Source organism: Bacteroidota bacterium, from assembly GCA_016706865.1.
Classification (GTDB): domain Bacteria; phylum Bacteroidota; class Bacteroidia; order Chitinophagales; family BACL12; genus UBA7236.
In genome coordinates this window covers 1422309-1445120 of record JADJIS010000003.1, presented here as the reverse complement: position 1 = coordinate 1445120, position 22812 = coordinate 1422309, and the positions used below count along the sequence as shown (strand labels likewise).

32 protein-coding genes are annotated in these 22812 nt (G+C 35.2%); all 32 read right to left on the bottom strand.

The window, feature by feature from the left end:
- Window positions 1-408 precede the first annotated feature (408 nt).
- A complete protein-coding gene (gene merTP / locus IPI31_15520; GenBank protein MBK7569230.1) occupies window positions 409-1008 on the bottom strand; it encodes a mercuric transport protein MerTP in 600 nt (199 codons plus the stop codon).
- A complete protein-coding gene (locus IPI31_15515) occupies window positions 1005-1379 on the bottom strand; it encodes a winged helix-turn-helix transcriptional regulator (protein MBK7569229.1) in 375 nt (124 codons plus the stop codon). The genes merTP and IPI31_15515 overlap by 4 nt, the downstream gene beginning before the upstream one ends.
- A 245-nt stretch (window positions 1380-1624) precedes the next feature.
- Window positions 1625-2152 (bottom strand): hypothetical protein, encoded by a 528-nt coding sequence (locus IPI31_15510; GenBank protein MBK7569228.1) that lies wholly within the window; start codon window positions 2150-2152, stop codon window positions 1625-1627.
- 960 nt (window positions 2153-3112) lie between these two features.
- The gene (locus IPI31_15505) at window positions 3113-3415 is read right to left on the bottom strand and encodes a helix-turn-helix transcriptional regulator (protein ID MBK7569227.1); all 303 of its coding nucleotides are present in this window, start codon (window positions 3413-3415) and stop codon (window positions 3113-3115) included.
- Window positions 3399-3743, bottom strand: coding sequence for a type II toxin-antitoxin system RelE/ParE family toxin (locus tag IPI31_15500; protein ID MBK7569226.1), 345 nt, complete (start codon window positions 3741-3743; stop codon window positions 3399-3401). Before IPI31_15500 ends, IPI31_15505 begins: the two co-directional genes overlap by 17 nt.
- A gap of 275 nt (window positions 3744-4018) precedes the next feature.
- Complete coding sequence (locus IPI31_15495; protein MBK7569225.1) at window positions 4019-4693, bottom strand: hypothetical protein; 675 nt, start codon at window positions 4691-4693, stop codon at window positions 4019-4021.
- 156 nt (window positions 4694-4849) lie between these two features.
- Window positions 4850-5245, bottom strand: a complete 396-nt coding sequence (locus IPI31_15490; protein MBK7569224.1) for a hypothetical protein — start codon at window positions 5243-5245, stop codon at window positions 4850-4852.
- A 198-nt stretch (window positions 5246-5443) separates the two neighbouring features.
- Window positions 5444-5989, bottom strand: a complete 546-nt coding sequence (locus tag IPI31_15485; protein MBK7569223.1) for a hypothetical protein — start codon at window positions 5987-5989, stop codon at window positions 5444-5446.
- A 192-nt stretch (window positions 5990-6181) separates the two neighbouring features.
- Window positions 6182-6484, bottom strand: coding sequence for a helix-turn-helix transcriptional regulator (locus tag IPI31_15480; GenBank protein MBK7569222.1), 303 nt, complete (start codon window positions 6482-6484; stop codon window positions 6182-6184).
- Entirely contained in the window at window positions 6468-6812 is a 345-nt protein-coding gene (locus tag IPI31_15475; GenBank protein MBK7569221.1) for a type II toxin-antitoxin system RelE/ParE family toxin, read from the bottom strand. Before IPI31_15475 ends, IPI31_15480 begins: the two co-directional genes overlap by 17 nt.
- Before the next feature lie 493 nt (window positions 6813-7305).
- Complete coding sequence (locus tag IPI31_15470) at window positions 7306-8037, bottom strand: YggS family pyridoxal phosphate-dependent enzyme (protein ID MBK7569220.1); 732 nt, start codon at window positions 8035-8037, stop codon at window positions 7306-7308.
- Entirely contained in the window at window positions 8034-8639 is a 606-nt protein-coding gene (locus tag IPI31_15465; protein MBK7569219.1) for a winged helix-turn-helix transcriptional regulator, read from the bottom strand. The genes IPI31_15470 and IPI31_15465 overlap by 4 nt, the downstream gene beginning before the upstream one ends.
- A gap of 29 nt (window positions 8640-8668) precedes the next feature.
- On the bottom strand, window positions 8669-8932 hold the full coding sequence (locus IPI31_15460) for a DUF2024 family protein (GenBank protein ID MBK7569218.1): 264 nt from the start codon (window positions 8930-8932) through the stop codon (window positions 8669-8671).
- A gap of 151 nt (window positions 8933-9083) precedes the next feature.
- Window positions 9084-9362, bottom strand: coding sequence for a DUF2024 family protein (locus IPI31_15455; protein ID MBK7569217.1), 279 nt, complete (start codon window positions 9360-9362; stop codon window positions 9084-9086).
- 9 nt (window positions 9363-9371) lie between these two features.
- On the bottom strand, window positions 9372-10109 hold the full coding sequence (locus IPI31_15450) for a hypothetical protein (GenBank protein ID MBK7569216.1): 738 nt from the start codon (window positions 10107-10109) through the stop codon (window positions 9372-9374).
- An 82-nt stretch (window positions 10110-10191) separates the two neighbouring features.
- Window positions 10192-10425 (bottom strand): thioredoxin family protein, encoded by a 234-nt coding sequence (locus IPI31_15445; protein ID MBK7569215.1) that lies wholly within the window; start codon window positions 10423-10425, stop codon window positions 10192-10194.
- 279 nt (window positions 10426-10704) lie between these two features.
- Entirely contained in the window at window positions 10705-11154 is a 450-nt protein-coding gene (locus IPI31_15440; protein MBK7569214.1) for a DUF2141 domain-containing protein, read from the bottom strand.
- A 5-nt stretch (window positions 11155-11159) separates the two neighbouring features.
- On the bottom strand, window positions 11160-14252 hold the full coding sequence (locus IPI31_15435) for an efflux RND transporter permease subunit (protein ID MBK7569213.1): 3093 nt from the start codon (window positions 14250-14252) through the stop codon (window positions 11160-11162).
- Between the two features lie 12 nt (window positions 14253-14264).
- Window positions 14265-15335 (bottom strand): efflux RND transporter periplasmic adaptor subunit, encoded by a 1071-nt coding sequence (locus IPI31_15430; GenBank protein ID MBK7569212.1) that lies wholly within the window; start codon window positions 15333-15335, stop codon window positions 14265-14267.
- Window positions 15336-15343: 8 nt separating this feature from the next.
- Window positions 15344-16678 (bottom strand): TolC family protein, encoded by a 1335-nt coding sequence (locus IPI31_15425; protein MBK7569211.1) that lies wholly within the window; start codon window positions 16676-16678, stop codon window positions 15344-15346.
- Window positions 16679-16691: 13 nt separating this feature from the next.
- Entirely contained in the window at window positions 16692-16979 is a 288-nt protein-coding gene (locus IPI31_15420) for a hypothetical protein (GenBank protein MBK7569210.1), read from the bottom strand.
- Window positions 16976-17437 carry a hypothetical protein gene (locus IPI31_15415; GenBank protein MBK7569209.1) on the bottom strand — a complete coding sequence of 154 codons (462 nt, stop codon included), beginning with the start codon at window positions 17435-17437 and terminating at the stop codon, window positions 16976-16978. Before IPI31_15415 ends, IPI31_15420 begins: the two co-directional genes overlap by 4 nt.
- Window positions 17430-17834, bottom strand: a complete 405-nt coding sequence (locus IPI31_15410; GenBank protein ID MBK7569208.1) for a hypothetical protein — start codon at window positions 17832-17834, stop codon at window positions 17430-17432. Before IPI31_15410 ends, IPI31_15415 begins: the two co-directional genes overlap by 8 nt.
- A complete protein-coding gene (locus IPI31_15405) occupies window positions 17831-18424 on the bottom strand; it encodes a TetR/AcrR family transcriptional regulator (GenBank protein ID MBK7569207.1) in 594 nt (197 codons plus the stop codon). Before IPI31_15405 ends, IPI31_15410 begins: the two co-directional genes overlap by 4 nt.
- 3 nt (window positions 18425-18427) lie before the next feature.
- Window positions 18428-18904 carry a DNA starvation/stationary phase protection protein gene (locus IPI31_15400; protein MBK7569206.1) on the bottom strand — a complete coding sequence of 159 codons (477 nt, stop codon included), beginning with the start codon at window positions 18902-18904 and terminating at the stop codon, window positions 18428-18430.
- Window positions 18905-18928: 24 nt separating this feature from the next.
- The gene (locus tag IPI31_15395; GenBank protein ID MBK7569205.1) at window positions 18929-19339 is read right to left on the bottom strand and encodes a hypothetical protein; all 411 of its coding nucleotides are present in this window, start codon (window positions 19337-19339) and stop codon (window positions 18929-18931) included.
- 206 nt (window positions 19340-19545) lie between these two features.
- On the bottom strand, window positions 19546-19890 hold the full coding sequence (locus IPI31_15390; GenBank protein MBK7569204.1) for a 2Fe-2S iron-sulfur cluster binding domain-containing protein: 345 nt from the start codon (window positions 19888-19890) through the stop codon (window positions 19546-19548).
- Entirely contained in the window at window positions 19881-20339 is a 459-nt protein-coding gene (locus IPI31_15385) for a hemerythrin domain-containing protein (protein ID MBK7569203.1), read from the bottom strand. Before IPI31_15385 ends, IPI31_15390 begins: the two co-directional genes overlap by 10 nt.
- The gene (gene ric / locus IPI31_15380; GenBank protein MBK7569202.1) at window positions 20332-21060 is read right to left on the bottom strand and encodes an iron-sulfur cluster repair di-iron protein; all 729 of its coding nucleotides are present in this window, start codon (window positions 21058-21060) and stop codon (window positions 20332-20334) included. The genes IPI31_15385 and ric overlap by 8 nt, the downstream gene beginning before the upstream one ends.
- 18 nt (window positions 21061-21078) lie before the next feature.
- A complete protein-coding gene (locus IPI31_15375; GenBank protein ID MBK7569201.1) occupies window positions 21079-21987 on the bottom strand; it encodes a tryptophan 2,3-dioxygenase in 909 nt (302 codons plus the stop codon).
- Complete coding sequence (locus IPI31_15370) at window positions 21984-22427, bottom strand: hypothetical protein (GenBank protein MBK7569200.1); 444 nt, start codon at window positions 22425-22427, stop codon at window positions 21984-21986. Before IPI31_15370 ends, IPI31_15375 begins: the two co-directional genes overlap by 4 nt.
- Entirely contained in the window at window positions 22424-22810 is a 387-nt protein-coding gene (locus IPI31_15365) for a group III truncated hemoglobin (protein MBK7569199.1), read from the bottom strand. The genes IPI31_15370 and IPI31_15365 overlap by 4 nt, the downstream gene beginning before the upstream one ends.
- Between the last annotated feature and the right edge of the window lie 2 nt (window positions 22811-22812).

Here is a 22812-nt window from a genome sequence, read left to right as displayed (position 1 = left end):
ATTATTTTGTTTAGCAGTGAGATTTTGATTTCCGAGCAATAGCATTTAACGGTTTGGGGCTTGGCGAAGGTGGCGATTTTCACCACAAATGTTAATGCGGAGAACCAATGTTTGATTACCCACAAATGTGTCTGCGGAGCACTGAACCGCCACTTTTGCCAAACCCGTGTTAGTGGCTGGGCTTCTTTGTTTTCTGTCCATTAGCAACATTTTTTGTCTTGCTGAATTGGCGGACAAGCAACACTTCCGTAACTGCAATAAACACAGCAGTCGCCTTGTTTTGGTTTAAGAACTTGTTTGCATTTTTCACACTCGTAAAAATATTGACAAGCGTCTGTCGGCATTGTTTCTTCTTTCTTGTGTCCGCAGTTGGGGCAAGTGATTGTTGATTGTAATTTGATTTCCATTTTAATTTTCTTTTTTGTCGGTTACGGAATATCCTGTTGAGTTTATTGCTTTTTCAATTTCAGAAATATTTGTTTTTGAGTTGTCAAATTCTACGATTGCATTTCCATTTTCATAAGAAGCGTTTGAACTTATTATTCCTGTCAATTTATTTACTTCGTGATTAACGTGTTCTTCGCAACTTGCACAAGTCATTCCGCTAATTGTAAATTCCACTTTTTGCACATTTGATTTGTCAACTACGATGATTTGCTTTTCTGTCTTTGGGTAGAAAATGCTTGAATAGTAAGGAAAGGCAAGCATAACAATTGCAAATGCAGTAATAATTCCTAAAAACATTTTTGACTGAATGAATTTTGGTTTTTCTTCCGTGTCACAGTTGCAGTCAATTTGCTTTTTAGGTTTCAATTTTTGATACCAAGCAAATCCAAGCACCAAAATTGTCAAGCCGATAAAATACGGTCTGAAAGGTTCAAGCCAAGAAAAAGTTGACGCAAGTCCGCTTGTTCCTGCTATTAGAGCTAAAACAGGTGTAATGCAACATAATGAAGCTGCAATAGCTGTCAAAAGTCCTGCACCGATTAGTTTATTGTCTGTTTTCATATTGTTTCCAAGATTTTGTTTTCATCAAGAATTTTAAAAAACGGTTTCAACATTTTTTCATACTCCTTTGTCAATGAGTAAAAAATGGTTTGAGCTTCTCGTTCGGTTTCAATTAGTTTTCGGTCTTTAAGTTTTCGCAAGTGTTGAGAAACTGCCGAAATTGTCATACCGAGAATGTCGCTGATGTCGCAAACACAAAGTCGTTTTTCTTCATAAAGTAGAAAGAGAATTTTCAGTCTTACGTTGTTTCCCGCCAATTCAAGTCCGTTCGATAAATAGTCAAACGAGCCGTTGAGTTCTGAAACTCGGTCTTTACAACGGTTTATTTGTTTAATGTCCGCTTGTTGTCTTATGCAAGAATTATTGTCCATAGTGCAAAGATAGTCAATTTGTTTATTTAAGCAACTACTTAAATACAGATTATCAAAAAGAACCCGATTTCTCTGTCGGGTTGTGTCGTCATAGCCTTGCCACTAACGTTTTGCAGCTACCCGAAGGGCGGGACTTTTACCACAAAACTTGATTTGAAAAACTAATGTTTGATTAACCACAAAACTGACTTTGGAACACGAAACCCCGCCTTTTGGGTAGGTGCTGTTATGTGTAGGCTTTTTTGTCATTCTATTGGTGTCGTGTCATCGTCCGCAATAAGTCTTGTCACTTTTGGTTGTATAATCCAAACTCCAATAATTAAAATCCCAATTAAAATTAAGTTTACAAAATAGTCGCCAAAAGTTACTTCTCTTTTAAGTTCTATTGTCGCCAAAGTTTTGCAAGCAAAAATGACTGTCTGGAAAATGGCGAAGAATAAGTAAAGTGCAATTGGTATAAGTAATATTGTCTGCAAGTTAAATTCTGTTTGGGTGTCGTCTGCTGTTTGTTCCGGTGCAAGGATAAAAACAATAATGAGTAAAATCGGAAGCAATAAAATATTGGTCTTGAATAGCTTTAGATTTAAGGGCGGAAGTCCCAAAGTTGCAACTCTTTCTTGTCCATAAACTCCAATTGAATAAATCCAAATAGTAAATGTTATTAAAGAAATTGAATTAATGATTTCTTTAAGCGGACTTGGTGAAGTCCATGCACCTGTAATTACAATTAGTAAAAAGAGTTGCCAATGTTTGAAGGTTAGAATACGTTTCATTTTTATCTGTCTGTTTGTTTAGGGGTCGTTGTCTTTAAGCTTACACATAACGTTTAGGGCTTTGCGCAGTGGTGGAAAACCCAACCGCTTCACATCCGTTAACCTATGGTTTACATTTGAAAACAAATATATCAATTTTTCTCATCAACCACCATTGTGCAAAGCCTTTGTTAAATGATGGTGCCACATTCTATTGAAAGTGCATTCTGCAATGTCGCACGAAATTCAACTTTGTCTGCAAACACAAATGCTAAATGCAACTCAACAATTTGTCACACTCTTTTTAAAAATTGTCACCAAAATACAAGCATAAAATTCTCAATAGTTCGCACGGAATTTATTTTAAAAATTGTCACCAAAAAACAAGCATAAAATTCTCAAATGTTCGCATGTAATTTATTTTAAAAATTGGAAGTCACCCGTTTCACAAAATAGGTCAAAAAACAGATAAATGAATTACCAAAATATTTTGTCGCAAATATTCTGCAATGTCGCACGAAATTCAACTTTGTCTGCAAACACAAATGCGAAAATGTAACTCAACAATTTGTCACACTATTTTTTATAAATTGTCACCAAAAAACAAGCATAAAATTCTCAAAAGTTCGCAAGGAATTTATTTTAAAAATTGGAAGTCACCCGTTTCACAAAAAAGGTCAAAAAACAGATAAATGAATTACCGAAATATTTTGTCGCAAATATTATTCTGCATGTCACCGGCAAATTATTAAAAATTTGTCGCCTAAAATTGGAAGAAAATTATTTTGTTTAGCAGTGAGATTTTGATTTCCGAGCAATAGCATTTAACGTGCAGCAGATTTGCGACGGCGGGGAAGGCAATCGAAAATCTTTAATAAAAATACGAAGTTTTAGGTTATCGAAAATTATTCTGAGGTGATCGTCGCCCCGCTGGCGCAAATGTGCTTGTTATGTGCGGTTTTTTCGGAGGATGATTTTATTTCAAAGTTTAATTGTCAGTTCAAGATGTCCCCCCAACCCAAGTTCCACTATTTTTTGTAATGTTGATATGCGGACTTCTTTAATATTATTTTCTATTTTAGAAATGTATCCTTTATTTGTTCCGCATTTCAACGCAAGTTCTTCTTGAGTCATTCCTTTTTTTAGTCGCGCCTGTTGAATTAAAACACCAAGTTCAAATGATTTAAAGCCTTTCTCAAATTTATCACGTTTTACCGTCCCTTTTTTACCATATTGTTCTTCTACAAATTGGTCAAGGGATTTTAAATTATTTTTCTTCTTCATATTCTTTTTTAATTTTTAAAGCTTTTTCTATCTCTGTCTTCGGAGTCTTTTGCGATTTTTTCTGAAATCCATTTGCAAGGACGATCAACTTTCCTTCATCAAAAAAGCAAAATATTCGAAAAATGTCGCCACCCTGCTGAACTCTGATTTCATAAAGTCCGGTCGTGCCTTCGATATGTTTTAAATAGTCCTCCGGCACATATTTTTGTCCTTCAATAATTCTGAAAGTCCAAATTATTTTGTCCTTTACTTTTTGCTTCTGTTTTGCATAGAAGTCAGTAAAATAGTCCTTAAACAAAAACACCGTTCTCACTTTCTCAAGTCCCATCAAAAGCAAAGATAATAAAGTTGTCCGAATGAACAACTATTTTTTATAAAAAAAAGTTCATTTAAGAGACTTGGTAGGAGGGTGGATTGTCGCTGAAGCAGACCTGAAAGTATGATGTTTTCAGTATTTCTAAAATCGCACATAACGTTTTGCAGATTTGCGACGGCTGGGAAGGCAACCGAAAATCTTTAATAAAAATACAAAGTTTTAGGTTATCGAAAATTATTCTGAGGTGGTTGTCGCCCAGCTGGCGCAAATGTGCTTGTTAGCGGTAGTTATTTTTCTATTTCGATTGTATATTCTCCAATTTCATTCCCATTTGAGGGTCTACATTTAAGAGTATATGGTTTACCCGTTTCAATAAAATGATACTCATGCTTTTCTAAAAGTCTTTCATCTTTCATTTTGCTCTCAATTTGTTTTTGTAAAGAGTCATTTTCAATGTTTGAAATAAGTATTCCAGTCTTTACATCGTACTCTGAAACATATTTCCAATAAACAGTCTTTACCAATAGCCTTGAATTAATTGTATCAAGCCAATGTCCTCCATATGGATGGTCAAACTTGGCGTTCCAAAGATTTGCACCTTCATTGTCAAATGTTGAAATGTCGCCTAAGTATGAACTATAAATAACTATGTCCTTAAAAAAAGATGCTGGTTGAGTTGCATATGCTTCAACATGTCCACGCCAGACAACAAGTCCATTCTTCGGATTCAAACAGTAAAGAAAATTGCCGTCACCAGCAACATCGATTGTGTTACAATAAATTTTGTCTCGGTAGATAATAGCATTTTGCAAGCCTCTTTGGTCAAATTTGTCAACCCAAAAATCTCCAGGATTTAAAAGGGGGTACTGAACAGTCGGGTCATATTCAAAGCTTGTTTTGCTGTCTTGGCATGAAGTCAAGAAAATTAAAATAGAAATCAATATAGAGGGTAGTTGTCTCATTAATTACCGCTAACGTTCCGCAGATTTGCGATGGCGGGGAAGGCGATCGAAAATCTTTAATAAAAATACAAAGTTTTGGGTTATCGAAAATTATTCAGAGGTGGTCGTCGCCCTGCTGGCGCAAATGTGCTGTTAGCGGTAGTTGTTTTATTTTCCCTAGTCGTATAAAACATATTTGACTGGCAGTTCAAATTTAAGTGGTAGATCGCAAGGTTTTATTCCTTTCGCACTTAATATTAATTTTACAGTTTCTTCTCTAAAGCGGTTTTTATCTTCGTCCCCGCATTTTACACATTGAAGTTTCTTTACCTTTATATCTTTAAAGTCACCATAGGTGTCAAAAGTAAATAGTACTCTAAGATTTAAGGTGTCAAATGGTGTTTCTGAGTCACTATGTCCTGATGTCTTATTCTTCTGAAATACTAATTCACGAATAGTTGAGTCAATAGCGTGTATCGTAGCGTCACAAGATGTCTGACTTGAAGTTTTATTACTTGCAATTAATGTCAGAGTTATCAAACATAGAAGAATCTTAGCTTTTTGATAGTTCATTTTAATCAAATGTTCTTTTGTTAAGTAGAATTAAGTTTGTTTGGGTACAATTACCGCTAACGTTTTGCAGATTTGCGATGGCGGGGAAGGCAATCGAAAATCTCTAATAAAAATACGAAGTTTTAGGTGATTGAAAAATATTCTGAGGTGGTCGTCGCCACGCTGGCGCAAATGTGCTTGTTACAAGCAGTTTATCTGTCAACCAGGTGTCCCGGTATCAAGCACCTTCCAAAGTAATTCATTCTCGATTACTATTTTGTCTCCCGTTTGTCTGTCTATAAATACAAGTCTTTTTATTAAAATAGTCGTGTGACATGTCGGGCTGCCATAAAGATCAATCGGGTCGCTAAACCCGATAATTAATTGTCCGCTTTGCGCATATAATTGTCGAGTAGGTTTAGGATTATTTACTATTATAATGTCTGTGCAAATGTTTGTAAGGTTTGCGTTGTTGTTTTCAAATATTAAAAGTTCTGTCAGTCGTTCTGCATTTGAACTGTTAATGGTTACGATATAGCAACTATCAAACTGAATATTAAAGTCAGGGAATATCCGAATTACATATTTATCATTGATTAGTTTATAAGTTCCACCAGAGCAACCTTTGGTCTTTCCAGCTTTTGAAGTGTCAATGTTGCCAAAGCAAGTCTCAAATGAATTTTTTGATTTGTCGGGCAGTTCAGTAGAATTGTCTCTCGAGTCGACATTATTATTGCAAATTGTGCAAGTCAAAATGCTCAACATGAAAATTAGTCTATACACAGTTGGTTAAAATTGCTTGTAACGTTTTGCAGATTTGCGACGGCGGAGAAGGCAACCGAAAATCTATAATAAAAATACGAAGTTTTAGGTATCGGGAATTATTCGGAGGTGGTCGTCGCCCCGCTGGCGCAAATCTGCTTGTTATGTGCGGTTTTTTCGGAGGATGATTTTATTTCAAAGTTTAATTGTAAGTTCAAGATGTCCGTCCAAACCAAGTTCCACTATTTTTTGTAATGTCGATATGCGCACTTCTTTAATATTATTTTCGATTTTAGAAATATAGCCTTTATTAGTTCCGCACTTTAATGCAAGTTCTTCTTGAGTCATTCCTTTTTTAAGTCGCGCTTGTTGAATTAAAACTCCAAGTTCAAATGCTTTAAATCCCTTCTCAAATTTATCACGTTTAGCAGTCCCTTTTTTACCATATTGTTCTTCCACAAATTGGTCAAGAGATTTTAGATTATTTTTCTTCTTCATATTCGGTTTTAATTTTTAAAGCTTTTTCAATTTCTGCCCTTGGAGTCTTTTGCGATTTTTTCTGAAATCCATTTGCCAGGACGATCAGTTTCCCTTCATCAAAAAAGCAAAATATTCGAAAAATGTCGCCACCCTGCTGCACTCTGATTTCATAAAGTCCGGTCGTGCCTTCAATATGTTTTAAATAGTCCTCCGGCACATGTTTTTGACTTTCTATAATTCTGAAAGTCCAAAGTATTTTGTCCTTTACTTTTTGCTTCTGTTTTGTATAGAAGTCAGTAAAATAGTCCTTAAACAAAAACACCGTTCTCACTTTCTCAAGTCCCATCAAAGGCAAAGATAATAAAGTTGTCCGAATGAACAACTAATAATTCGAAAAAAAGTTCAAAATGGAGTCCTAATAGGAGTGAGGATTGTCGCTAAGGAAGACTAGTAGTTTTCGGTTTTCGATGATTCTAAAATCGCACCTAACGTTTTGCGGCTTGGCGAAGGTGGCGATTTTAACGACTAAACTTCATACGAAGAACCGCACTTCAATTATACGAAAAATTGTCATACGAAGCACTGAACCGCCACTTTTGCCAAACCGCTGTTATAAGCTGGCCTTCTGTCAGTCGAGGTTGTAAAGTCCTTGTCTGCTGTGAGTTTCGCTGTCATTGTCGAGTTGCGAATGGGTCTGTTTGTGTCGGCTGTGGGTAGCAGTTTTAAAAATTTTAGTAGGGAAGGAAATTTTAAAAAATAATTTTTCTTTGGGTGGGAAAGGTGGAAGCTCTTTTGCAATTTTTGGTCTGTGCGTTGGCTTGTGCGAATTGCAAATGTGCTTACAGCTGTGGGTTGGCTTGTTTGTCATTCCAATAATAGCTGTCTGGATAAGGACGTTTGCCGAATATTGCAGTTCCAACACGAATTATCGTTGAACCTTCTTCAATGGCTATTTCTAAATCGTTGCTCATTCCCATTGATAATTCGTAAACAGGTAAGTCTTTTTCTAACATTCGTATCTGAATGTTCTTTAGTAATTGAAAGCACTTGCGAACTTTTTCTGTTTCCGCAGAAAAAAGTCCGATGGTCATTAAACCTTTAATATTTAGTCTGTCAAGTTGTTTAACTTGTTGAGCAAAAGTCAAAGTATTTTCGGGTGAAACACCAAACTTACTTGCTTCATAAGAGGTGTTAACTTGGATAAAAACATCCAAGGTTCTATTTTCAAATTCCAATCTCTTTTGCAATTTTTCAGCTAATTCAATTCTGTCAATCGATTGTATGCAGTCAGCATATTTTATAACTTCCTTGATTTTGTTGGTTTGAAGATGTCCTATGAAATGGGTTTGGTGCGGAGTATTTTTCAGTTCTTCATATTTATCTTTTAGCTCTTGTATTTTATTTTCTCCAATTAAGGTTTCTCCTGTTTCGATTCCAGTAATAATATTTTGAGCCGAAACTGTTTTAGTTGCTAGTAGAAGTTTAATTTCATTGAAGTTTCTGCCTGAAAATTCGGCTGCATTTTTTATTCGTAGTTTAATTTTGGCTAAATTTTCAACAATTAAACTCATAGCTGCAATTCGTGTTCTGCACAATCTATTCTCAATTCGTTTTCGGCAAGTTGACATTTCAAAAGTTTGCAGTAGTGAACACCTTTCTCAAGTTGATAATTAGAGCAAGTAAAACACATTCTTTGAATAGTGATGATGCCTGATTTGTTTAGGTCATAAATCAATTTCAGCAATCCATTAAGCATTATTGTTTTTTGTTCCTGTGTCAGTTTTTCAATGGGTTGTTCTATTGATGAAGCAAATAATGAAGCCTTCTTTGCTATTTTTTTTCCTTCGTATGTGAGTGATAGCGAAAAACTCCTAGTGTCAATTGGATCAGTCTCCTTGGTTACTAGTTCTTTTGAAAGCAAAATTTTTACGCTATCGCTTATTGTAGCTTTTGTCATATTGAACTCATCTGCCAAATATCCTACTTTACACTTTTCCAGCGAGTGGAAATAAATGAAAATTAAAATTTGAATTTGTATCGGACTTAATGAGTTTTCTTTGCTTTCATTCCATAGTAATACTCTGAATGCTTCTGAAATTCGTTCCAAAGCAACAACAATGCGACTTTCAATTTTTTGGTTTTGCTCCGTTAAGTGAAAAGATGATTTCTTCATAATGTCCATTCGGTTTGTGATGACTTTCTTCATTTACAGTTTTCCATTTCAATAATGAAATACCCTTTTTGTTTGATTTCAACTTCCCATAGGGGTCGCACTGTTTCGATGTGGCAGAATCTACATTCTTTTGATGTTAAGGGTTGATCTTCTTGTCCTTTGGTTTTTAAATATTCTCTACCATAACCGTAAATTATGGTAGTATCTTTAATTTCTTCGGGTGCGACAATGTCGAAGTGTATTATGCTACCATCTTTTTTTGTTACATAGGTGTCCCAAACTGCTACTTTCATTTTTATTTCTGTTTTGATGTTTGATTGTGCCAATGTTGTTATTCCTAGTAACAGGACAATTGCAATCAATATGTTTATTTGTTTCATTTTGTTGAAAATAAAAACCTTGTAAAGATAGGATTCCTAACTTTACAAGGCAAAATTATTTGGCTTATTTTACTAAAGTTTCGAATCCCCAGTGCTTAAAAATTGAATATCCCTTTTGCCTTATATCATTTTCAATCGCTTTAGTAGCTACTTCCATATGACAAAAAGCACATTCATCAGCACTTATGAGGTTAGTGGCACTAATATTTTCAGCTTTTAAATAGGAATTACCGAACTCGTAAATTTTCTCTAAGTCAGTAAAACTTGATGGAACAAGTATGTCAAATTTGAGTAGCGTTCCATCTTCTTTTTTAAAAACCGTATCGTAAACTGAAATTTCCATTTTCTTGAGTTATTTTACTTTGTATGGTAAGGATAAATTACCACTAGCTACCGAATACACTTTGTAAACGCCAAGCATTGGTTTGTCTCCGCCACCGTGCCCACCATCTCCGCCTGTATTTACTTGCATAAAGGCTGCAACACCGTCAAAGGAAAAATCCGTTTTGTTGTTTATTCGATAATCGGGAACAACTACTCTTATTGTATTTCCTTTTGTGATAACTTGAAAGCCGGGGGAATCCATATACATTGGCATTCCAGGGTTAGTTGGAGGTAAAACGACTGTTGTGTCTTTTGGATCGAATTGTTTTACAGCTAAGCCACCTTCTACTCGCTTATCTTCTGTTAAGATTACCCAATGCGGATGCCAAACAATTCCGTCATTGGCAAAATTGCGGTCTGAATTTTCATCCCAAAGAGGAGTGTCGTCAAAATCAGGATGTGAAGTAAGGGCTAAAGCCACGATTCCTTCAGTATCGCCAAATCCAACATCAGTTGGTTTCAAGGAAGTTGGGAAAACGTATCCCAAAACAGGTGCTCCATTGAGTTGACCTACTGGTGTTGGCGTGGTTTTTCCTGCCGTTCCTTTTACGGTAATTTCCCAAATGGTTGCACCAATTTCAGGTGAGTGTTTTACGCTTACTTTTTTGATTTGGAAATCATCATTGTTGTAGTTTCCGCATTTGTCGCAAGCAAAGCTTTGAACTGCGAAAAGAGAAAGTCCGAGAAGAAGAAATATTTGTTTCATTTTTTTGAAATTTAATTGTTTGAAACCTAGTTAGAAATCCTAATTAAAATTAGGACTCCTAACTTTAAAGTAGAAATTTTTTTTAGCCTTTTACGTCAGCCATAGACGCACCAAAATTGATGTGTAATACATTGCCATTTGGAGTTAGCAAAGCTGGAACAGATTTTACACCTGTCTTTTCGGCTTCTGCAATGCGGTTGCGGTCTTCGCCAATGTGAACGATTTCTACATTAGTTGCTCCAATTAGGTTAACGATGTCGTGCTCTGCACTCACACATACAGGACATCCTGCGTGATAGAAAATTGATTTTGCCATTTCTTTATGTATTTTATTGTTGTTTGGCATTATTGCCGCTGCAAATATAGTAAGGATTCCTAACTATACAAATTATTTCTAAGATTTTTTACAGATTTTATTACATCATTGATATTCAACGAGATAAAAATCCTATAAGGGTGGAGGAATTGGCTCTTTTGCAAAACTTGGATCGTGGGTCGGCTTGTGCGAAACGTAGTTAACTAAAACCCAAAAGTAAAATATTTAAATGGTGAGTAATTGCAAATGTGCTTACACCTGTGCGATGGCTTAACTGTCTTACATATAAATCACCTTTACATTAATTGTCTTGTTTTCTTTCAACTCAAAACTTGCTCTTGAAAAATTGGGTCTGTTTGTCAAGCCAATTGATTGAAAATTTGAGAACCCAATACCTTCTATCGGTAAAATAAATCCTTTATCAATTTTGCCATTTTTGTTTTCATCGTGTAAAATGTTAACAGCATATTTTCCAGTTGGAATATTTTTAAAAGAAATCGTAGATGAGCCGTTTATAATTTCTCCTTTCAAAATTTTGTAATAATCCTCATAATCTTCATCTGGAATTGAGCCGTCTTTGTTATAAAGTGCAAATTGAACTACTCCTTTTTCATTCCGTAAATTCTTTACATCAATTGTTAAAGAAAATGTTTCTGTATTTGGTTTAGCAAATGAATAAAGTGTGAGTGATAACGCAAATGCGAGTAGTGTTATGATTGTTATTTTCATTTCAATTATTTTTTACGATTTATTTTTCCTTTTGCTGTGTCAACCAAATAATAAACCATAGGCACTAAAAACACAGTTAAAATTAAAGATGAAAGAAGTCCGCCAATTATTACCCAAGCAAGTCCGTTTTTCCATTCTGCTGCTGTTCCTGTCGCCATTGCGATTGGAAGCATACCAACAACCATTGAAAGCGTTGTCATTAGAATTGGTCGCATACGACCTTTTCCTGCTATGATTAAGGCTTCTTTGAAATGTTTACCTTCTGCTTTTAATTGATTGGTAAAATCGACAATTAGAATAGCGTTTTTTACCACTAAGCCCATTAGCATAATTAAACCCAATAATGCGAATAAACTCAAATTGCTTAACGACAAATTCAAAGCGAAAAACGCCCCAATTGCAGCAACTGGAATAGAAAACAAAACAACAAATGGATAAACAAAGCTGTCATAAAGTGCTACCATTATCAGGTAAATCAGCAAAAATGAAATGAGCAATACTGAACCTAATGCTCCAAAACTATCATTCTGTCTTTTGATGTCGCTACCCCAAGTCATTTGAATTCCTTTTGGCAATGGATTTTCTTTAAGATAAGCAACTACATCATCAGCAACAGTTCCTGATGGTCTACCTAAAGCATCTGCTGTAAGCGTAACTGCTGGTTGTCGGTCTTTTCGTTCTAATAATGACGGAGAATTGTCTTGCTCAACGCTTGCAAATTGTGAAACTTCAACTGGTATACCCATTGGGTTAATAATGGAAAGTGATTGAACATCTTCAAAATTTCGTCTGCTAAATTCATCTAACCAAATTCTTACAGGATATTCTGTTCCGTTTTCGGTTAGAGTTGCTTCATCATTTCCTGTAAAGGCAGTTCTTAGGTTCAAACCAACATAAGCGGTTGTTAAACCTAATCGTTGCATTTTATCTTTGTCGGGAATTATTTTGTATTCGGGACTACCTGCTTCAACGGATAAGCGAACATTATCCGCACCGGGAATTTTTTCTATTACCGTTTTCAATTCATCGCCTGTTTTCATCACCAAATCCAAATTGCTACCACTTAACGTAATTTCGATTGGTGCTGAACGTGGAATTAAACCCAATGCTGCCATTGAATAATTGATACTCGGAAATTTTGACTTTAGATCTTCCCGAAGATTTTTCATAAAAGTTTCGGTAGGTAAATTATCCAATTCTTTTTTGGATTTTAATTGAATAGTAAATTCCGTTTTATTTGCTGAACCTACACCTAAACTTCCAATACCAGTGCTTGGTCCGCCAATGTTGCTGAATACCGTTGCTACTTCGGGTTGTTGAATAATGTATGTTTCAATCTTTTGAGCAATTAAATTGTTTTGATGTATAGATGTGGACTTATCAAATTCTAATGCCATTCTAAATTTTCCTTGGTCGCCAGTTGATATTAATTCTTTACCAATAATACCTTGTTTCATAATGCCTAAAGTCATTGCAAAAAGCACAATAACGATACCTGTAAAAGCTAATTTATGGCTCAATACCCATTCTAATCTTCGACCATACCATTCATTAAAGTTTTCTAATTGAATTTCAAACCATAGTAAAAAGCGATTGAAAAAATTGGTAGGTTGTAAGTCTTCTTTTTTGCCAATACGAGAAGCCATCCAAGGCGTTAAAGTAAAACCAACCAATAAACTGGTGAGAGTAGAAGTTACTACTACAACCGAAAACTGCTTTAGCATATCAGCAACAAACACTTGTAGAAAAAGAATAGGTAAAAAAACCACAACGTCAACTAAGGTGATGGATAAAGCAGCAAAGCCAATTTCCATTCTGCCATCCATTGCAGCAGATCGTTTGTCTTTTCCTTTATCTAAGTGCTTTTGAATGTTTTCTAAAACTACGGTAGCATCATCTACCAAAATACCAATGATTAAAGACATTGCAAGCAGGGTCATTAAGTTTAAGGTGTAACCCAAAAGCCACATCACAGCGAATGCAGTAACTAAAGATGTTGGAATAGCTACCAAAACGATTAAAGAATTTCTAAAACTTCGCAGAAATAAAAGCATCACCAACGATACCAACAACACCGCCAAAATCAAATCGAAAACAACGGAATTAACGGCTGCAATTGTGTTGTCGGTGCTATCGTCTGCAATAATAAATTTCACACCCGAACTTGCATTTTGTTGTTCAATGGTTTGAAATTTCTCCCGCACCAATTTTGAAACATCAACAGCATTTGCATCACCTTGTTTTTTCAGCATTAAACCAATGCCGTTTTTACCGTTGTAACGACTGATGGAAGTTGTTTCTTTTATGCCATCTATAACATCTGCAATGTCTTTTACATAAACTGGACTTCCTATAACTGGCATTGCCACCTGAACATTTTTAATATCCTCAATAGATGCAAATTTTCCCGTTAAACGAACTGAATTACTTTCTTTCTCGGTTTGCACCTTTCCAGCAGGTAAGTCTAAGCCAGAACGATTAATTGCTTCAACTACCTGAACCATTGAAATTTTATACAATTTCAGTTTGTCCTGATTTATTTTTACTTGTATTTCTCTTTCTTCACCGCCTAAAACAGTAATCTCTGCAACACCTTTTATTTGTTGTATTTGTGGCAGATAATCATCTTTCATTTTTTGATAAAACTCGGTAGCAGACAAATTACTTGTTGCACTGATAGACATTATCGGCAAATCATTTGGCGAAACTTTACTCATTACAGGACTTAAAATATCCTGTGGTAAATCTTTGCGAATGTTGTCAATGTAGCGTTGTGCGTCTTGCATTGATTTGTCTAAATCTGATCCGTATTTCAGATTGGCTATGATGATAGAAGCATTGGGTAATGACTTTGTAACCAAGTAATCTACACCTTCCAAGTTGGATAAAGCATCTTCGATTTTCCGTGAAACAGATGTTTCTACTTCGTTTGGTTCGGCACCAGGGTAAACAGTTTTAATTACAACCACAGGCTGGTTAAAGTCAGGCATTAACTCGTAACTTAAATTTTTATACCCGATAAATCCTAATAAAGTAAATACGCTGAAAAGCACTATTATCAGCGAAGGACGTTTGATTGATATTTCTGTAATATTCATTTTTCGCTGATTTTATTTAACCGTTACATTCGCTCCATCAAAAAGATTGATGAAGCCATTTATTACAATTACATCACCTTCATTTAATCCATTTGACACAACTGCTTTGTTTTGTGTCTTTTTTGAAATAGTGATGTTTTGCAAAAGGGCTTTGCCATTTTTCACAACATAAACCTGTGGTTGGTTATCTGTGCCTTGTATTGCAGATGACGGTATGATAATTCCCTTTCCAGACGTTTCGTTTTTGAGTAAAACTTTACCAAACATCCCAGATTTTATTTTCAAGTCGGATGTATTATTTACTGTAAACTGAATAGGAAAACTACTGCCCATATTAGCTTTACTGCCAATCATAGTAGTTTTTCCAGTCAATAAAATTTCAGAATAGGCATCTGCCGTAAGCGAATAGCTTTGATTTAATTTGAACTGACTTAAATCTTTTTCGGAAACATTTACGGTGAATTTTAAAGTTGTAATGTCCGTTATTTGGAGCAATGGAACGCCCGGTGCAGCAAAAGCTCCTTCTTCACTTAATTTTGCAGTAACCACTCCGCTAAAAGGTGCTTTGATAGTGGTTTTATTTATCTGCTCCAATAAGGTTGCTTTCTGAACTTTTGCAGATTTCAAACCTAACTCCGCTTTTTCTAATTGAACACCTTGAATGGCATCCGCTTTAGCTAAAATGGTATAGCGGTTTACATCTGCTTCCAATCCTTCTATTTGCACTTCAATAGTTTGCAATTGCAATTTCAGCAATGAATTATCCAATTGAATTAAAGGTTGACCTTTACTTACCACGCTACCAGCATCTACTAAAATGGCGTTAATTTTCCCTTGTAATTCGGCACTTATTTTTGTTTCCTTGTTGGGCTCAAATGTGCCTGAATAAGAATATTCTGCATTCACATTTTCAAGTTGCAATCTATCTACTTGAACATTTATAGCTTGTTCTTTATCGTATTGATACACTTTACTCTGCGTAATTTCCTTGTTTGTTTTTAACTTAATTACTACAATGGCAATTATCGCCAACGGTATGATGACGTATAGCACTTTTTTTAGGATTGATGATTTTGTATTCATTGTGATAATTATTTGATTATTAAAATATTTCCAGTTAGTTTTTTAAGTTCAAGGTCTGCTTTTAGGAAATCAATTACAGCAGATAGGTAGGTTTGTTGTGCTTCACGCAAAGCATTGTCTGCTAGCAAAACATCTGTTAAACTTGCCGTTCCTTGTTTCTGTTGAAGAACGGTTTGTTCGTAGATTGTTTGTGCCAATTGTATTTGTTCGGTTGTGGTTTCTACCGTTTTTTTAGCGACTTCTCTTTGTATTTTGGCATTTTCAACTTGCATATTGTTTTGTTCGGTAAGCATTCCAAATTGAAGTTCGTTGTTTCGGAGTTCAAGCGTTTTCTGATTTATTTTTCGCAGTGTAACTGTTCCATTAAATAATGGATAAGATAATTGAACACCTGCAAAACCAATCGGATAAAAATCAAGGAAAGAAGCAGGTTGTCCGTTATAACCAAAGCCCGTTGTTCCATAGATACCAACCAGGTTTAGCGAAGGCAAATACCTTGATTTGTTGAGTGTGTTGAGTTCACTCGACAATAAGCGGTTTTGAGTTTTTATTATTCGAACATCTAAGGTTGATGAAGTTGTGTATTCATTTGTGTTTTGATATTGAATGTTTGGTTCAATTTGCAAATTTTGTTCAATAGAAATACCCATAGCAAATTTCAAAGCATTTAAAACCTGCTCGTATTTGCTTTTGATGGTTTCCTTTTGGGTGGTTAATTGCGATACTTGCAATTTTACTTTGCTAACATCTGTTCCTTTGGCAAGCAATTGTTCATTGAGCAATTGCATATTTTTCAGAAGTCGTTCTGCATTAATCAGATTGCTGTCAATAAATGCCAATTGATGATGCAAGATTTGTGCATTGTAATACAAATTGGAGATTTCAAAATAGATTTGCTCTTCGGTTTTTTGATACTGCAAGTCTGTCAATTCCGAAGCGATTTTTGTAGTTTGTATGGCTCCATAAACCTGCGGATTATACAAAGGCATTGAGAATTGTAAGTTTGCGTTGATGTTATGCGGAACGCCAAACTGCATTGCCCTATATTCTCCTTCGGGTAGTGCAGGATTGAAAGCATTCACTGGTAAAAGCTGATAGGGGAGGTTTGCAAAATACTTGTAATCTGCATTGGCTGTTACTTTCGGAATTAAATTGGCTTTGGCTTCTTTTTCTCTTTGTTCGCCAATAGCCATATTGTTTCTGCTCATTTGCAGGTTTTTATTGTGAACCTGTGCTATATCAATACATTGTTGCAAAGTCCAAGTTTGTGCTTGTGCAGATTGAAATTCTACTATTATGAGTAATAGAACAAAATAATGTTTGTGAATATTCGCTAACTTCATTGGTCAAATTTTTTTACTTAATGAGTATTAATTGACTTTCAATTGTTCCTAAAACCCAATGTTTTACCATTGGTTCAATGTTTACAAAGTCGCCCGAGAATAGTGTTTCTTTTATCCCTTTTTCATTTTCAAAAATCACTTCTCCTTCCACGCAAATCAAAAGTGCTGGTGTTTTGGTAATATGCTCTTTTAATTTCTCGCCTTTCAAAATTTGGATAGCTGTTGCATTGCCCAGTTCACTTTTGAAAAGAGAAGTTGCTGAAACTGATTTTTCTTGTGTGTGTAATTCTTTTATGTTCATTGGAAGTATTGATTAAATGTTGTGAATGAAATTTGAATATTTTCAAAATGCTTTGATGCTTCGGTTTCATCTTTAGCTTCTGAAAGTTCTTTTACCAAATCAATGTATGGCAACAGCCACTTGTGCAATTCATCGTGGGCTTTGCCTTTCATTGTGCAATTAGAAGTAAGCAAATCAATGTTTGATTGTAGTTTTTCAGATAATGATTTGTAATCTTTTTGCTCGACCTTAGCATAGGAAACAACATCATTTTCCATATTTCTGATATGAGTTATCATATTGGCATCCACTTGCCATTTTTCACCATTGTTAAGTTCGATGGCTTCACTTTCATCATCGTGATGATGATCATTATGTTCGGCAACTTCTGTTTGATTATTTAATTTCTCGTTTGAGGAATTGCCACAACTGTATAGCAATAAGCTACCTACGGCAAATGTTAAGATTAATTTATTCATTATGATTTTTATTTAATTGTTTATTGATAGTGAAAAATGCAATGATTGCAAATACAAGCGTTACCGCAATTCTGAAAATCATTGCACCGATGGTTTTTGTTTCATAAATACCGCCCGAATTAGCGTGAATTTTAAGCCCGATAAATGCAGCTATCAGTATAATAGTTGAAATACCTAAGAGTGTGGTAGTCCATTTTTTGCCTTTAACAAACCCATAAGCAGCAAACAAATAAAGAATGCTACTGATGAAATTTGACCAAACGACAAACAGAACATAATTGCCTTCTTTGGCTCTGATGCCAAACAAATCAAATATTACGGAAGTGCTTAGGAATAAAGTAAGCAAGCCAAATGCAGTTAGAATTACTGCTGATGTATAGAGGACATACTTTTTCATCTGGATTTTATGAGTGTTAATAATGCTTGTATCATATTATCTCCGTTTCTGTTTATGTCAAATTGAAAATTGGCAACCCGCCATTTAAACATTTGCAATCGAAATGTACCCATTACGATATGAATTAATTCATCTGAAGTAATGGAATTGGTGAAAATGTTTTTTTGTTGACCTTCCATTATGATAGGCATCAAGTGCTTCATTTTAACCTGCATAATTTTTAGAATGGTTTCATTAATTCGTTCACTTTCTTCCATCAATCCGTCAGAGAATACCGCCACTACAAAATGCGGATGCCTTTTAAAGAACGAAAATTGGTTTTGAAACAGAGTAGTGAATTTTTCTTCTGGTGTTTGTTCACTTGAAATAGCATTGGTATAGCGTTCATCCATACTTTGAGCAAGATATTCAAGTAAGGCAATAATGATTTCTTCCTTGCTTGTAAAATGCCTGTAAATGGCACTTTCAGAAAATTTCATTTCCTTAGCTAAGTTCTTAATTGTTAGCCCACTTATTCCCGCAGCAGTCAATATTTTTCCTGCTGCTTCAATGATTTCGAGCTGTCTATCAGAAATTGTTTCTGTTGTCATTTGTTATTTTTTTAAGAATGATGAATACATCCATACTTGTTTTTCCTGAAAGCGGATATAATCGCTCATTAAAGCGTTTGTTCCCTCATCATTTGCATCAGAAGCCAATGCCAGAATTTCTCTTTGCATAACTATAGTTGTTTTAAATCCTTCCAAAATTTGTTCTACTGCAATCAATCCATCTGAAACTTTTTTGCTTTCTTTTATGGTTGATGTTTTAGCGTATTGAGAATAGCTATGCTCGGGTGTGTGTCCCAATGTTAATATGCGTTCTGCTACTTCATCAATTTTTAGCAACAAATCATTGTAGAGTTCTTCAAATTTTAAATGCAATTCAAAAAACTTTTCACCCTTAATGTTCCAGTGAAAGCCTCTTGTGTTTTGATAAAAGATTGAATAGTTTGCGAGTAACTCGTTTAATTTATTTGCCAATTCTTCGGCTTTGTCTTGGTGTAACCCAATTGAATTTAAATTTTTCATTTTTATGTATTTCAAGTTTATTAATTATTGAGTGATAGATTTCATTTTTAAAAACGCAACTCCTAACCAAATTACAGAAGCTGTCATAGCAATTGCACCAATTAATACTAAAACAGGAGGCACTCCAAAATAGACCTCTGTTAATATTCCAATTGGCATTAGTAAGCCAGCAAGAGCCAACCAAGAAATGGATTTCACGTTTTGTAATTTGTCTCTGAAATGTAGGAGCAGATAACCAATTAGGATGTTTAGAAAGGCGAACAAGTTCCCGTGAACGTGAGCCAGTCTGCTTTCAAAATGCTTTCCTATGCTGTATGAGTTTACCCATTCTTCTTTACCCGGGGCGAAGTCTCGCAGGTAGATTAATAGAAAGCCGTAAGCCATAAAAAGCCCCATTGTGAGAAAGCCAATTGCGATGTTGTTTTTACCGTTCATCTTGTTTATGTTTTAAGTAAGTGAATATTCGCTCACAAAGATAGGTCTATTTTATTTATACCTTCAAGTTTTTTTGAGAAAAATTTAAAATATGACGAAAATCATCTGTTGTAGTACTTCAACTATTCGATAGTCAGAATTATTACCAATGTGGTGTTAAATTCAATACTTTGTGTAGTGGAATGTTAAGAATAAAAAAACATCAGTTAATCATTCATATTTCTGGTAAACTCAACTCTTGCCCCGTCCAAATCTGCTGAAATTAACAATTGGCAAGAAAGGCGAATGTTCTGTTCATCTTTATAACCGTATCTTGCAAGTGTTATGGGTTCATTCCTATCTTTTATTACCGAACTTCCTTTCAATCCGGTTGTGCTAACAATGCAAGTGGCACATCTTCCCATTCCGCCACATTCGCCAAAATAATTAAAATAGAGTTTGTCCTTTAGCAATTCCATTAAATTACGGTACTCGCCATTGTAGGTTTCAATGGTTTGTTCTGTCCCATTTTCAAGAACTGTAATTTTTATGGCAGTTCTCGTTATTCCCAAAACGGATCTGATAGATTTTCATAAAAACTCTTGTCTGAACTATCCATTTCTATCTGAAGTAGTTGTTCGCTAGTGGCTACTTTTTCTATTTCATTAAATAGCACTCGTTCTTCAAATCGGATATGCTTTTCCAATTGTTCTTCAATCAAACTAATGGTTTTATTATGGTCGATGTCGTTTTCAAAAAGGCGTTTTAATCTTCTATGTTCACTTAAAGCTTGTTTTACCAACTCATTTTCACTTCCTAAAACAGGGAACACATATTGCTCTTCAATTTCAAAATGTGGTTTTAAATAACTCATCCAAAACCAATCCAAATATTTTTTTATCCTTTCAGGTTCCACATTTAGTTTGATGCCTTGGCGTATTTTCCAACAGAGCAATAAGCCGTGATGATGGTCACGGCTTAATGGTTTGAGTGCTTCGTTTCTTTTAATGGGATTAGGCATTTCTAAATTGTTTTTCAAGCTCAATTGCTTTTGGAAACAAAATATTGTTCTCCAAATGGATGTGCAAGTGCAAATCTGCTTCAAATTCTTTCAACAAGGCGAATGTTACCCTGTAAGTATTACAAGCATCTACGGGTGGTGTGTAGTTGCCACTCAGTGTTTCAATTTTTCTGAAGCGTTCGCCTTCGGCAGTGTGTTCGTTCATCATCATTTGAATAGGGTTTTCTACTGTGCCAAAATGTGGTTCATCTAACTTCGTGTTTTCTTGTTTTGCTTTAGCCATTTTGCGAATGAAAGGAAACAAAATCAATTCTTCTTTTTTCATATGTGCTGCTAATTCACCGGCAGTTGCATTAAAGTGTTCATTGATTTCTAAAAGCTCAGGATGGCGTTCACCGTGCACTCGGCAAATTTTGTCGAGATAGGGTTTTATTTCTTGTGTTTTGTCTTCCACATATCGGTGGTGTTTCTTTTCGATATAATCTGCCATAAGGTCTAATGGCCAAGATTGATAGTCGATGGTGCTTTCCGAAGTTGCTTTATTTACTTCGTTTAAATCTGCTACTACAGAAGAAGCGTCAATTTGTTTCGCTTCGCAAGCATCTTGTATGGTACGATTGCCTTGACAACAAAAATCGATGCCATATTTTTTAAAAACAGAAGCTGCACGGTAATCCTGTGCTACCAATTCTCCGATGATATTATTTTCTTGAATGTTCATTTTATGATGTTTTAAATGTTATTTATTATTTCCCCAATTGGTTATTTCGTCATTGTTCCAAAGTGTTGGGAAAAATTTACGTTGTTGAAACTTTGGATGCAAATATTTTTTCCATTCGCTACCGCCTGTTGCTGCTTTGTTTTCGCCTTTTAGGTCAAGATAATGTTGAGCTGTTTCGAGGTGTACCAATGGCCAAGCCACATTGTACAAATGGTCAAATTCTTTCAATTTAGTTTTCAGTGCTTCCGAACAATTTTGCATATTCAACATTTTATCTTCAAGCGTAGAGCCTTTCGTTTTGTTTGCCATTGCAATTAATCGGTCTAAATATTTTTCTTCAAACTGCAATAGCGTAAGCGATTTTTTCCCTGTTTTTCTATTTAAACCTGCGTCTTTCCAATAGATGTGTTCAAAATAATCGGTAGTTGATGGATTGTTTGGTAACCTGGTATTACCGTCTTCGTTGATTAGGTTTTCCAAACGGGTGCAATAAATCTCAATCAATCGAAATGTTACCGATTGAAAACCACTGGCAGGAGTTAAACTGCTTCTAAAAGTGTTGTAATCGTCATAGTTCATTCCGTATTTCATCACATCAAAAGACCCAATAAGCATATTGGTGTAGCGGTTCAATCGGTCTAATTTTTCCAACCAAATGGTTTCATTAAAAGGTTCATACACCAATTGTTTTATTTCGTGAACCATCATTTTAAGGAAGAGTTCAGTTACCTGATGATACATTATAAAAATTTCTTCATCCCTAAAATTTGTTCTAGGTTTTTGAAGGGAAAGGAGTGTGTCGGCTTCCACATAATCCCAATAATTAATGGGTTTTGCGTGAAGTAATCCTTTTAGGTACGTTTCGGGATTTTCGCCCAATTGCTGATATTTTGTTTCAATATCATTGATGATTTTTTCTTTGCTCATATTGTTGTGTTTTTAAAAAGTGTTAAACCAAAAGTTGTAAGACTTGCTACTTTTATTACTTCCAATCCTACATAATAAAAATGAAGGTTAGAAGGCGGAACGAGCAGCCCTTGAATATGTAATTCAGCTCTAGCATCCAAAGCTGGTAAAAGCCAAAATGTTTGTATTAATAAAAGAATAAGCGGGATGACAAAGTATAAATTTTGCCATTTCTGAATTTCAGAACTATTCCAAAAAAAGTTGATGATGATAACCAATGCAAACGCCCATTCAACTTTGTTGAGTGCATTGAAAACAATTCTGCCTATCCCTAATCCCAAAGGGAGGTCAATGCCTGGTCCACGAAATTTGAGCCAAGCTTCCATAAAACTAATGGCACACACAAAACCAATCCAAAGGAATGTGCAAATAAGAGCTATGGGCATTTTTACTAAGGTCATATCAATGGAGTTGAAGGATTGTTTTTGTAATACTCAATTTTTGAATGGAACATTTCTGCCATTCGTTGCCCTTGCCATTTCATACGTTCTGCTTTTTCACCTGCAAAATTTTCATCCACCGTTTCGTAAAAGAGTTTTAGCCATTGGTTGAAATGTTCAATGCCAACAGGAAGTTTTGCGTGAGGTAAAAACGGACTGCCGTGGTAGGTGTGTTCATCCAACAAAACCGTTTGCCAAAAGCGGTACATTTTTTCTAAATGTTCAGGCCAACGGCCTTGAATGACATTATTAAAAACATCTTTCAATTGTTCGTCTTGTCTTACTTTACCGTAGAAACAATCTACCACCAATTTTACGTCATCAAGATTTAGTATGTCGTTCATCT